At 44.1% G+C, this 12,451-nt stretch carries 13 protein-coding genes, 1 pseudogene and 1 riboswitch; of the genes and pseudogenes, 12 read left to right on the top strand and 2 right to left on the bottom strand.

Annotated features, from left to right (window positions below; genetic code table 11):
• Positions 1–78: 78 nt before the first annotated feature.
• Together ABGU93_RS02850 and ABGU93_RS02845 are read right to left on the bottom strand one after the other, a co-directional pair.
• Positions 79–1,077 (bottom strand): aspartate-semialdehyde dehydrogenase, encoded by a 999-nt coding sequence (locus ABGU93_RS02850; RefSeq protein ID WP_347411997.1) that lies wholly within the window; start codon positions 1,075–1,077, stop codon positions 79–81.
• 87 nt (positions 1,078–1,164) lie between these two features.
• Positions 1,165–1,338, bottom strand: a riboswitch (Lysine riboswitch).
• A 120-nt stretch (positions 1,339–1,458) separates the two neighbouring features.
• Entirely contained in the window at positions 1,459–1,671 is a 213-nt protein-coding gene (locus ABGU93_RS02845) for a DUF1858 domain-containing protein (RefSeq protein WP_347411996.1), read from the bottom strand.
• A 169-nt stretch (positions 1,672–1,840) separates the two neighbouring features.
• Here ABGU93_RS02845 and ABGU93_RS02840 point away from each other — a divergent pair, with 169 nt between their 5' ends.
• The 12 genes and pseudogenes from ABGU93_RS02840 to ABGU93_RS02785 all read left to right on the top strand — a co-directional run bounded on the left by ABGU93_RS02840 (position 1,841) and on the right by ABGU93_RS02785 (position 12,297).
• Positions 1,841–2,116 (top strand): HPr family phosphocarrier protein, encoded by a 276-nt coding sequence (locus tag ABGU93_RS02840; RefSeq protein ID WP_347411995.1) that lies wholly within the window; start codon positions 1,841–1,843, stop codon positions 2,114–2,116.
• A gap of 130 nt (positions 2,117–2,246) precedes the next feature.
• Positions 2,247–3,008, top strand: a complete 762-nt coding sequence (cobS, locus tag ABGU93_RS02835; protein WP_347411994.1) for an adenosylcobinamide-GDP ribazoletransferase — start codon at positions 2,247–2,249, stop codon at positions 3,006–3,008.
• A 208-nt stretch (positions 3,009–3,216) separates the two neighbouring features.
• A complete protein-coding gene (locus tag ABGU93_RS02830) occupies positions 3,217–5,172 on the top strand; it encodes a YgiQ family radical SAM protein (RefSeq protein ID WP_347411993.1) in 1,956 nt (651 codons plus the stop codon).
• 14 nt (positions 5,173–5,186) lie between these two features.
• Positions 5,187–5,561 (top strand): metal-dependent transcriptional regulator, encoded by a 375-nt coding sequence (locus ABGU93_RS02825; RefSeq protein WP_347411992.1) that lies wholly within the window; start codon positions 5,187–5,189, stop codon positions 5,559–5,561.
• Between the two features lie 26 nt (positions 5,562–5,587).
• On the top strand, positions 5,588–6,949 hold the full coding sequence (rlmD, locus tag ABGU93_RS02820; RefSeq protein ID WP_347411991.1) for a 23S rRNA (uracil(1939)-C(5))-methyltransferase RlmD: 1,362 nt from the start codon (positions 5,588–5,590) through the stop codon (positions 6,947–6,949).
• A 259-nt stretch (positions 6,950–7,208) separates the two neighbouring features.
• Positions 7,209–7,847: a Vat family streptogramin A O-acetyltransferase gene (locus tag ABGU93_RS02815; protein ID WP_347411990.1), complete on the top strand. Its 639-nt coding sequence runs from the start codon at positions 7,209–7,211 to the stop codon at positions 7,845–7,847.
• 166 nt (positions 7,848–8,013) lie between these two features.
• Positions 8,014–8,508: a nucleotidyltransferase family protein gene (locus ABGU93_RS02810; RefSeq protein ID WP_285215429.1), complete on the top strand. Its 495-nt coding sequence runs from the start codon at positions 8,014–8,016 to the stop codon at positions 8,506–8,508.
• Between the two features lie 226 nt (positions 8,509–8,734).
• The gene (locus ABGU93_RS02805) at positions 8,735–9,613 is read left to right on the top strand and encodes an AraC family transcriptional regulator (protein ID WP_285215430.1); all 879 of its coding nucleotides are present in this window, start codon (positions 8,735–8,737) and stop codon (positions 9,611–9,613) included.
• A gap of 463 nt (positions 9,614–10,076) precedes the next feature.
• Positions 10,077–10,304: a hypothetical protein gene (locus tag ABGU93_RS02800; protein WP_242825030.1), complete on the top strand. Its 228-nt coding sequence runs from the start codon at positions 10,077–10,079 to the stop codon at positions 10,302–10,304.
• 33 nt (positions 10,305–10,337) lie between these two features.
• Positions 10,338–10,652 (top strand): annotated as a pseudogene (locus ABGU93_RS02795) (BRO family protein); the annotation flags it as partial.
• Positions 10,653–11,237 carry a Fic family protein gene (locus ABGU93_RS02790; RefSeq protein ID WP_347412045.1) on the top strand — a complete coding sequence of 195 codons (585 nt, stop codon included), beginning with the start codon at positions 10,653–10,655 and terminating at the stop codon, positions 11,235–11,237.
• Positions 11,238–11,340: 103 nt separating this feature from the next.
• Entirely contained in the window at positions 11,341–12,297 is a 957-nt protein-coding gene (locus ABGU93_RS02785) for a hypothetical protein (protein ID WP_347411989.1), read from the top strand.
• The last annotated feature ends 154 nt before the right edge of the window (positions 12,298–12,451 follow it).

Genomic DNA, 12,451 nt, shown 5'->3' with positions numbered 1-12,451 from the left:
GGTTGATAAACCTGTCCGATTCCGCAGCGAACAACAGATTAACAATTGTCGGTACGGTAGTCAGCCGTAACCCCAAGCCTAGATCAAGCCGCGTTTGCTCAGCTCGAAGGCGATTTGGACGGCGTTGGAGGCGGCGCCTTTGCGGATGTTGTCGGCGACGACCCAGAGGTTCAGGCCGTTGTCGATGCTGAAATCGCGGCGCAGCCGGCCGACATAGACCTCATCGGTGTTTTCAGCGGTGCGGGCCAGCGGGTAGACGTTGTTGGCCGGATCATCCTGGAGGATAATCCCCGGGGCGTTGCTGTAAAGGGTGCGGATGGCGTCCAGCTCAAACGGTTTTTTCAGCTCCACGTTGACGCTTTCGCTGTGGCTGTAGAAAACCGGAACCCGGACCGTGGTAGCGGTGATCCGCAGGCTGTCGTCATGGAGGATTTTCTGGGTTTCGTTGATCATCTTCATTTCTTCCTTGGTATAGCCATTGTCCAGGAAGGAATCGATGTGGGGCAGCACATTATAGGCAATCGGGTGGGGATAGAAGGCATTGTCTTCGCCCTTGATCCCGCCTTCCAGATCGGCATAGCCCTTGACCCCGGAACCAGAAACCGCCTGGTAGGTGGAATAAACAATCCGGTCAATCCCAAAGGCATCATAAAGCGGTTTTAACGCCACTACCGCCTGAATCGTGGAACAGTTGGGATTGGCAATGATGTTTTTATGCCAGTCCAGATCTTCGGGGTTGACTTCCGGCACGACCAGCGGTACCGCCGGATCCATCCGGAACGCGCTGCTGTTGTCAATGACGATGACGCCTTTGGCCGCCGCTACCGGCGAGAACCGTTCGCTGGTGTCACCACCAGCCGAGAACAGGGCAATATCAATATCCTGGTCAAAAGCTTCGTCACAAAGCTCCTGCACCACGTAGGGTTTCCCGTTAAAAATAATTTCTTTGCCAGCCGACCGTTTCGATGCCATCGGATACAGGTTCTTGACCGGGAATTTAAGTTCCGCCAGGACCTGAAGCATTTTCTGTCCCACCATACCGGTGGCGCCAACAACTGCAACATTATAAGATTTCATAGTACCTCCAAGAATTGAAATTAAAAAAAAGCCGGTAACGGGTACCGGCTAAAAAACAAAGAAAACACTCAAAAAAGCTTCCATTGGGTTTTAGATAGCACTCCATCATAAAAAATGATGACAGTCTCACTGCTCTTAACAGTAAGCCCAGGAACAGGTTGGCAAAACATGATCCTTCGGCGAGCTTTCCTTTCACAACGCTTCAACCCATTAGCCATGGTCACCGCCGTTAATCTTAAAGTCCGCACCTCTATCGTTATATTTGATTCTGACCATTGTAACAATTATCCCTGATGATTTCAAGGGGGAATTGTTAAAAAATTAAATAAAGATAAAAAAAAGCAACGTATTAATTAAAATACGTTGCTAATTTCGCTTATACTATTTTGTTAAATCAACTGCGTCGATGGCGTCATTGATTGATTTAATCAAGTTGTCAACATCGATGCCGTGGGCGATAGCACCTTCTTCAATACTTTCAAAACGTGCCGCCATACAACCAAAGCAATGCATGCCATATGCCTGGAATACGTTGACAGAATCCGGATATGCGTTAACAGCATCTAAGATGCCCATATCTTTAGTAACTTTCATTCTTTTCACCTCCGCAAAGTGTTAATCTCATTTTACATATCATACATTATAAAACTTAAAAAAAGATTTGACAAGTTAAAAAGAAATAAAAGTCGTTTACTTGCTAAAATAGCATACTGAGGTTATAATAGTAACATAGGGGAATTTTAAAGTAAAGGGGTGGATTATAGTGATAGTTGATAAAGTAATCGTTAATAACAAGGCCGGACTCCATGCAAAACCAGCCTCACTGTTTGTACAAAAAGCCAATCATTTCAAAAGCGAAATTTATATCAAAAAAGACGCAACCCGGGTTAATGCCAAAAGCATTATGGGTGTCATGATTTTAGCCGTTCAAAAAGGCGACGAGATACAAATAGAAGCAACGGGTGACGACGAAAAAAAAGCGGTTGAGCAATTAAAAGAACTGATTGAAAATCGTTTCGATTTTGTGGATGAAGTTTAGTTATTAAAAATGATATTAATTAAAAAAACAAATTCAGAAACCACGAATGGATAAAGTATGAATGCAAATTCATGCTTTTCTTTTTTCTGGGTTAAACCAACCCGGATCTATTTTTAATTTGGAGAATAACATGCGAAAAATCTTAATAGCAATTTCTTTTTTTACGCGGATCCCGATCAAGCTTGCGGATGTCAGTGCCGAGGAATTTTATGAATCGATGATTTTAATCCCCCTGGTGGGGGTTTTTATTGGTTTTATCCTGTGGGGCGCAGCCGTTTTATTCTCGTTGATCCACTTTGTCCAGCTCCAGGCGCTGCTGATGGTGATTGTCTATATCTGGCTCACCGGCGGCCTCCATCTGGACGGCTTTGCGGATACCACCGACGCCCTGTTTTCGGCCCGGGACCGGGAAAAAATGATGGAAATCATGAAAGACAGTCGTTTGGGAGCCTTTGGTGCCATCGGTCTGATTTTAATCATTTTAACCAATTGGATGAGCTATACCATTATCCTGCCCGAATACAGCACCGCTCTGCTGGTGATGCCGGTGTTCGGCCGGACGATGGCGATCATGTCCACCTGTTTTTCCAGCTACGCCCCCGGCGGCGGCGGTTTGGGCAAACGCTTTGTGGAAATGACGCAGCTCCACCATTTTATTATTTATCTGGTCCTATTACTGGGTTATGCCACCCTGATCCTGGGCCTGCCCGGTCTGCTGACCGCCGTGATAACGCTGTTGCCGGCGTTGCTGCTGATGAAAAATCTACAACACAAAATCGGCGGTATGACCGGCGACACCATCGGCATGACCATCGAACTCAACCAGACCTTTTTTCTGGTCATCTTTGCGGTGATCCTGATTAACTTTCCGGTTTATTTTAAAATATTTTAGAAAAGGTCGAACAATGGTTGCTTTGATGGCTGTTTCCACAACACACTTGTGTAACGTGTAGGCGAACAGGCGGTAGCCTGTACGCCGTACAGTGTAACAAGTGTTTGTGGGAAACGGGCAGCGAAGCTCACGAACGTTTTGGCTAACTATAAATCTTTTTAGCGGTTTGTTATAAATAGATGTGAAAAATTATTAAGAAAGGGTATGAATGAATAAGTCAATCAACGATTCCGGCAAAAAAGCCCGAATCGATACCTCTCCCAAAGAAAATAAGGCTTTTCTGCCGATGTCCAAAAAAGAGATGAAAGCCCAGGGCATTGCCCAATGCGATTTTATTCTCGTGACCGGGGATGCCTATGTCGATCACCCCTCGTTTGGGGCGGCTATCATCGGCCGGGTCCTCCAGGCCCGGGGTTTTTCAGTGGGTATCATTGCCCAACCCAACTGGCAGGAAAACGACGATTTTAACAAGCTGGGCGCCCCGCGACTGGGCTTTCTGGTCACCGCCGGCAATCTCGATTCGATGGTGAACCATTTCACCGTCAACAAAAAACGCCGTCGCGAGGACGTCTATGCCCCCGGCGGCCAGGCCGGACTGCGACCGGACCGGGCCACCATTGTTTATTGCGGTAAGATCCGGGAAAACTTCGGCGAAATTCCGCTGATCATCGGCGGCATCGAAGCCAGTCTGCGGCGTTTTGCCCACTATGATTACTGGCAGGAAAAAGTCCGCCGGCCGATTCTCTTTGATTGCCGGGCCGATCTGCTGGTTTACGGCATGGGCGAACGGGCGGTCCTGGAGATTGCTGAAGGCTTAAGTGCCGGCATCCCGGTCGAGCAGCTGACCCATATCAAAGGCACGGCGGTGATCAGCCGCGAAGCGGAAGCCGGCGATGCGGTGCTGCTACCGACGACCGAAGCAGTGATCGCCGATACCGCGGCCTATGCCCGGGCCACGGCATTGATTTACCACAGTAACAATGCCCATGATCCGCGTATATATTACCAGCCCACTGGCAACCGCTACCTGCAGCAAAACCCGCCGCAGCCACCGCTGTCGCAGCCCGAGTTTGATGATCTTTATGATCTGCCCTTTACCTACCGCTGGCATCCCCGCTATGATGCGGTCGGCGGTGTGCCGGGGCTGGAGGAAGTAAAGTTTAGCATCACCGCCAACCGTGGCTGTTACGGTAATTGTACTTTTTGCGCGCTGGCCATTCACCAGGGTAAATACGTCCAGATGCGCAGCCGTGATTCGATTGTCCGGGAAGCTGGACGAATGGCCAAAGATCCTGCTTTTAAAGGTTATATCCATGATATTGGCGGACCGACGGCCAATTTTTCGCATCTGGCCTGTAAAAAGCAGGCCACCCGGGGCTATTGTCCGGACCGCGAATGTCTGGCACCGGAACCCTGCAAAAACATTGATGCCAGCCACAAACCCTATCTGGAGACCCTCCGGGCGGTCCGAAAACTGCCGGGTATCAAAAAAGTTTTTATCCGCTCGGGCATCCGTTATGACTATCTGGCGTTGGATCAGGACAAGGCGTTTTTCCGGGAACTGGTTGAACACCATATCAGTGGACAGCTACGGGTCGCGCCGGAACATGTCTCCGATGAGGTGCTGCGGCATATGGGCAAACCGGCCTTTAAGGTCTATGAAAACTTTGCCCGCCATTTTAAACAGATTGACGAACAATTGGGCAAGAACCAGTTTGTGCTGCCTTATTTCATCACCGGTCATCCCGGCTGCAGTCTTCAGGATGCCGTTAAGCTGGCCGAATATATCCGCGATATGGGCTTTTTTCCGGAACAGGTTCAGGATTTTTATCCGACTCCGGGCTCAGTCGCCACGGCCATGTATCATACCGGGGTCAACCCCCTGACGATGGCGCCGGTCTATGTTCCCAAGGGCCGCGAAAAGAACATGCAGCGGGCCCTGGTGCAGTACAATAAGCGGGAGAACTATCTGCTCGTCCACGAGGCGCTGACCAAAGTCTATCGCGAAGATTTGATCGGCAGCGATAAAAAAGCACTGATTCCGGCCAAGGTAAAAAGTGCCGATCATCAAACCGCTAAGTTTAAGAAAACGAAACAAACCAGTAAAAACAGATCGGGCCAGCCCGCTCCGGCGAAGCGGTCAAAAAATAAACCGAAAAGATAACAGCAGAGGTAGAAATGGAAAAAAAATTAACGGAATCCATTGAGGATTATATCGAAACCATTTATCTGGAAAGCCAAAAACACGGCAGGGGGGTACGGATTACTGACGTGGCCCTGGAACTCAATGTCAGCAAGGCCAGCGCCAATGATGCGGTCCGCAAACTCAAGGAGTTGGGTTATGTGGAACATGAACGCTATGGCCAGATCTACCTCACTGAAACGGGCACGAACCGGGCGGTGAAGGTCTATGAGAAACACCGGCTGATCACGGAATTTCTGGTCCGGGCGCTGGATGTATCACTACCAAACGCGGAAAAGGATGCCTGTGGCATTGAACATATTATCTCGGAAGAAACCTTCGATAAAATGAAGGCCTATCTCGAACAATAAAAAATAAGAAAATTAAGGAAGTAAGAATGAACGAAACAAGCAACCAGATTAAAGTTGGCGAGCAGTATACCATGGAATTAATGGACATCACCCACAGTGGCGAAGGAGTCGGACGACTGGAGAACATGATCGTCTTTGTTGAAGGCGGCCTGCCCGGGGATGTGGTGGAAGTTGAAATCAAGAATGTCAAAAAAACCTATGCCCAGGCGAAACTGCTGGCGATTACGACCCCCTCCCCAGAACGGGTCACCCCGGCCTGTCCGTATTTTCTGCAATGTGGCGGCTGTCAGATCCTGCATATGAGTTATCAGGGACAGTTGCGGGCCAAAGCCAAGATGGTGGCAGATGCCCTGCAGCGGATCGGCGGTCTCAAAGAGATTGATATCGCTCCGATCATCGGGATGGACGATCCCCAGCGTTATCGTAATAAAGCCCAGTTTAAACTCGATCATAAAGGGATGGGCTTCTATGCCAAAAAATCTCATCATCTGGTCCATATCGAGGATTGTCTTAACCAGCCGGAGTCGGCTGCCGATGCAATTAAAACCATCAACGCCCTGATCAAGGAGCTGAATTTAAGCATCTATGATGAACGGACCCACAAGGGCTATATCCGCGGTGTCCTGCAACGGACCAATCTGCAGGGCGAAAACATGATCACCCTGATCATTAACGGCAAGGATTTAAGTCAGCGTCAGGCGATTGTCGATGGTATTCTGGCCGGGATTCCCAATGTCAAAAGTATTTACGTCAATATCAACCGCGAAAAAGGCAATGTCATTCTGGGCCGCAAAAGCCTCTGTGTCCACGGCGCCGCCCGGTTGGTTGAACAGATTGGGGATCTCAATTTTTCAATCTCACCGAATTCTTTTTTCCAGGTTAATTCTAAACAGACCGTCAAGCTTTATGACACCATCAAGGCCTATGCCAACCTGACCGGCAGCGAAACCGTCTTTGATCTGTATTGCGGCACCGGCACCATTGGCCTTTATCTGGCTGCTCAGGCGAAACAAGTGATCGGAATCGAAAGCATCAATGATGCCATTCTCGATGCCCGCGAAAACGCCGGACTCAATCAGATTGAAAATGCCAGCTTCCATCTCGGTCGGGCCGAAGATACGATGCTTACGATCATCAAAGAAGAAGGTCTTAAGCCGGATCTGATTGTTCTGGATCCACCTCGCAAAGGCTGTGAAGAAACTTTGCTGGAAGCGATCACCGAACTAGAAACACCGCGGGTCATTTATGTCTCCTGCAACCCGTCAACTTTGGCGCGAGACCTGAAATTCATGACAGAGGCCGGTTATGCTATCAAGGCCGTTCAACCGGTGGATTTATTCCCTGGTACCGGCCATGTGGAGTGTGTTGTGTTGATAACGAGAAAGTGAAGTCGTGAAAGTCTTGAGAATACTGGATTTCATAAAATGAAAGTAAATCTGTCCACTCGACTCAAACCCTCTATATGCGTATAAGGGAACATATCGAGGGTAATTTTTTAGCAAAAAAAGACATAAATTTAGGTAGGGTTGAGTTGACAGATTAGATAAATTCGTAGGGTTGAGGAGATAGGATGGATGTAATATGGATGTGGTGTATAAATATGAATAGCTTAGAAACATATTAAAAATGAAAGGGAGTGTATATCTTATGGCAGGACCAGATAAGAAAAAACTATATCCAAATGAAAACATAAAAACAGTTTGTTATATAAAAAATCTCCCAAAACGCTTCAATGTAGAAATTGGCGAATATACCTATTATAGCGATAATAAAAAGTCTCCAGAGAAATTTTATGATAATATAGAGCATCACTACGAATTTCTAGGGGATAAACTGATAATAGGCAAGTTCTGTGCAATTGCAGAGGGTGTTAAGTTTATTATGAATGGTGCAAATCATAGAATTGATGGAATTACAACCTATCCCTTTAATATCTTTGGCTGTGGTTGGGAGAAGGTAACTCCAACAATAGAGCAGTTACCATTCAAGGGTGATACAGTGATTGGAAATGATGTATGGATTGGACAGAATGTTACCATTATGCCGGGTATTAAAATTGGTGATGGTGCGATTATTGCTGCTAACTCAACAGTAGTAAAAAGTGTTGAACCATACACAATATATGGTGGGAATCCAGCTAAATTTATCAAAAAACGATTTAGTGATGAAAAGGTTGAATTCTTGCTAAAGCTCCAATGGTGGAACTGGGGCGAAGAGGAAATATTTAATAATCTTGAAATGTTAACATCCGAAGAAGGGCTAGAGCAATTAATGAAAAATCATTAGACACGGGGCATTTCTACCACGGCACAAAAGGGGACTTAAATCTGGGGGGTTGCTGGAGCCTCGATTTAGTTCTAATTATGGCGAGCAAAAAAAGGCAAACTTCATCTTTAGCATAATAGCTTCGAGATTTATCGCTTATAAATTTTAATTTGAACGGAGGGGTTGCATGGTAAATAAAACAGATGCCATTGAGATAATAACATATGCTGAGGAAAATAAAATTAACATTTGGATAGATGGCGGTTGGGGAGTAGATGCATTATTAGAAGAAGAAACAAGAGTACACAACGATATTGATTTATTTGTGGAAGAAAGTAATGGAAGAAAGTTTATTGAAATATTAAAAGAAAAAGGTTTTGCTGAGGTTACCGAAGCATATACCACCACATCCCACACGGTTTGGAAGGATAGTAAAGGCAGGATAATTGATCTTCATATATTTAAATTCAACGAACAAGGATACATTGTTTTTGAAGGGGAAGCATATCCTCCAGAAGTGTTTAGCGGCATTGGGAAAATAGGCGATAAAACGGTAAGATGTATTGATGCTGAAAATCAAATATTATTTCACTTGGGCTATGAGTATGATGAAAATGATGTGCATGATGTAAAACTATTGTGTGAGAGATTTAATATTCCTGTTCCGAGTGAATACAAGTAACCAAGAGATTCTAATTTAAATAAGCAAAAATTTAAGTAACAAAGGAAAGCATGTGGTCTTCCCAACTAATGGAAAACATGCAATTGAAAAGTTAAGCATGAATTAGATTTCGTTTCTTAAGTCTCATAAGAGAATATTTTAAATAATAGCCGACTATACTGTGCACAGATTGTCGGATTGGTAAGCACATCCTTTGATAATATTGACGATGAAAGGAGGTTGTTTGATGGATTCGTTAAGTAGTATGAATAATGCAATGGTATACATTGAAGAGCACTTAACTGAGGATATTGATTATAGTGAAGTCTCTAAAATTGCTTACTGTTCAGAGTATCATTTTAAGCGGATGTTTTCTTTTTTATCAGGTATAAGCTTATCAGAATATATTCGGAGAAGAAGATTAACGCTGGCAGCACTTGATTTGAAAGATAAGGATTTGAGAATAATTGATGTAGCCGTAAAATATGGCTATAATTCGGCTGATTCATTTTCCCGTGCTTTTCATTCCCTGCATGGTATTCTCCCTTCTGAGGCAAGGAGTGAGAATACACAATTAAAAGCTTATCCTCGAATGACCTTTCAATTATCAATACAAGGAGGATGCGAAATGAACTATCGTATTGTTGAAAAAGAGGCATTTAAGTTAGTAGGATTTAAGAAGAGAGTTCCAGTTATTTTTAAAGGTGTTAATCCAGAGATTGCAAAAATGACTGAACTTTTAACCCCGGAGGTTATTAAACAATTAAAAGCAATTTCAAATGTAGAACCAACTGGTATTATTAGTGCTTCCACTAATTTCTCGGAAGGAAGAATGGAAGAAAGAGGAGAACTAGATCATTACATCGGTGTAGCAACTTCAAGTGATGAAACAGCAGAACTTGATGTATTAAAAATAGAAGCCAGTACCTGGGCAGTTTTCGAATCCATTGGACCCTTCCCGGAAACACTTCAAAATGTATGGGGAAGGATATACTCAGAGTGGTTTCCGTCTTCAGGGTATGAGGCAGTTGAAGGTCCTGAAATTTTGTGGAACGAGAGTCCAGACACTGGAAATCCAAAGTATCGAAGCGAAATCTGGATTCCAGTAAAGAAAAAAGACTATTAATTACATTAATGTTTATTATTGAGGGCCCTCCTAGCAAGAGTGCCCTTTTCATAAACGGTACGATTGGTGGATATGTTCCCGTCTACCGATAGTGCCAAAAACGCAGTGGATATGTTTCCGAGAACGGACACACTTATATGACATTCATTCTGTCCTCTCGAGCCACGTTGAGACGGTGGTATTGATGTCAAAAGAAAAATAAACGATGTGTGGAAAGCCCGGTATTACTGGGCTTTTTCTTTTTTGTGGTATAATTTTATTATCTGAAACATGTTAAATTTTGCTTCGTGGGAATCGATCTAAAGGGCTGATTTTGGCCCGTACAGTACGATTTAGATAACAGTGCTTGATGAGAAGTCGATTTAGATGTTTTTGGCTTTTGGGGCTGGTTGAGTGGTTGATTTAGATGTTTTGTTAACAAGGCCTTGTATTGAATTTCGAGATAAGAAAGGCGAGGTGCTATGTGAATTTAGTAGATCAATGTAGATCATCAGATATGGAAGGGCTGAAAAAATGGGCAAAAATACCCGTGGACATGCAGCAACGGCTCTTAAATAATGTGTTTTGCTCAAAATGTGGGGTTACGACAATTGTCGATTATGGTATTCAAAATGATCAATTCGGTTTGGTTTTGCAAGGACATTGCAAGAAGTGCGGTGAGAGCGTAGCAAGATTTGTCGAAAATGACTAAAGGTAACCAATGAACTGATAGGGGGTGATTGAGATGAGCAAAATCTCCATTCGTTTTTTTGATGATAAAGAAGTGCGGGCTGTCTGGGACGATGAAAAAGCCAAGTGGTGGTTTTCTGTGCTGGATATCATCAGTGTGCTGCGTGGTGAGGACGACTACACAAAAAACAGAAATTATTGGAAATATTTAAAGACGAAACTTAAAAAAGAAAACAACGAGTTGGTTAGTGCCGCTAACCAACTGAAATTGATTGCTGCTGACGGGAAAAAATATCGAACCGATACATTTGATCATGACGGTATCATCGAACTTGCGAAAAATTTTCCAAGCAAACAAGCAAATCGTTTTATTGAATGGTTTAGTTATAGCGATGAAACGATTGATGGGAAGAGCAAATCAAAGGCATATGCTCTTTTCGACAGTTCCTTGTTTGATACAATCGAAGTCGGTACTGTCAAAGGCTTACAGCAGATTCACGGTTATTTATTCGGAGGGCTATATGACTTTGCCGGGCAAATCAGGACGCTTAATATTGCCAAGGGTGGTTTTCAATTTGCGATGGCCCGTTTCTTGCCTGAAACGCTGAATAAAATTGAAAAAATGCCAGAAAATTCTTTTGAAGAAATTGCAGATAAGTACGTAGAAATGAATGTCGCTCACCCCTTTATGGAGGGCAATGGCAGAAGTATGCGCATTTGGCTTGACCTGATTCTGAAAAAGAACCTGAAATTGTGCGTGGACTGGAGCAAAATTAATAAAAAAGACTATCTTACTTCGATGGAAAAGAGTGTGTCAAATCCAACGCAAATAAAAGCACTTTTGCAGTTTTCCTTGACAGATAAGATAAACGACCGAGAAATGTTTATGAAGGGTGTCGATTATTCCTACTATTATGAACAGGAAAATGAAATCACTGAAGGGGAAGGTGAATAAAAGTACATTGGAAACGTCCGATGCTTAGACGATGGCAAGCACGATTCGTACTATTTAATAGAGGTTTATTAATTCAATTTTATTAAAAAGGGGTGATGAGCGAATGGATTATAAAAAGCTATTGGATCACAGCAACAATTGGCTGAAATACGCGATTCTACTTCACTTGTTCCATGAACCAAAGGACAGTCTTGTAGAAATCAGAAATGTAGCATTAGTGGATGATCGTATTCAAAAACACCTTTCTAGTGTTGCGAATTTTCACGCGAGTCTGGTGAGAAATCATAAAAATCCTGATTTGCCGATACACAAGCTCATGTTTCTTCTAGATCTCGGATTCGATATGGAAGTACCTGAAATAAAAACGGCAGTTGATGAAATTCTTAAGCATCAGGATGAGCACGGCATTTATCAGTCTCTGACAAACGTACCGAAGCATTTTGGCGGAGCGGGTGTGGATGTTTTTAGCTGGTGCCTGTGCGATGCCCCGCTGCTTTTGCTTGCGCTGATAAAAGCAGGCATGGATTATCATGAACATATTAAGCCTGGCGTTGACTATTTGGTTTCGTTGTGCCGTGATAATGGCTTCCCGTGCGCCGTTTCTTTAGAACTCGGTAAATTCCGTGGTCCCGGGAAAAAGGCCGATTGCTGCCCATATGCAACGATGATAATGGCCGATTTATTATCATACATACCAGAGTATCGGGATTCCCAGGTCGCTCATTGCTGCGTTAATGCGCTACTAAGTCTCTGGGAAAACAGCCTTGATCAGCATCCGTATGTGTTCTATATGGGGACGGACTTCCGTAAGTTGAAAGCGCCATCGTGCTGGTATGACATTGTCAGCATGGCAGGAGTTCTTAGTAAATACAAATTCGTGCATCAAGATCCGCGATTAAAGGAAATGATAACCCTGATAAGAAACAAACAGGATAAAGATAAATATTTTACGCCTGAATCGGTGTATATGAAATTGAAAGATTGGGATTTTGGGCAAAAAAAAATACCGTCTCCTTATTTGACCTACTTATGCTATCGTATTTTTGAGCGTCTGGAATAATGACAGTAAGAAACTGAAATGAATCTTAATTCTACTTTACCTATAGACATAAACACGAAAACAAGGCACCCTACGACCATTTTTCGTAGAGTGCCTTAATTATGTGCGCCCGGCATGGGCGCAATCTAACGGGTGAAAGTCCCGAGCACGGGTA

Origin of the sequence: Acetobacterium sp. (genome assembly GCF_039830195.1) — a bacterium.
Lineage (GTDB): Bacteria > Bacillota > Clostridia > Eubacteriales > Eubacteriaceae > Acetobacterium.
Note: the sequence above shows the minus strand (reverse complement) of the source record. Positions and strands in the feature narration are given on the sequence as shown.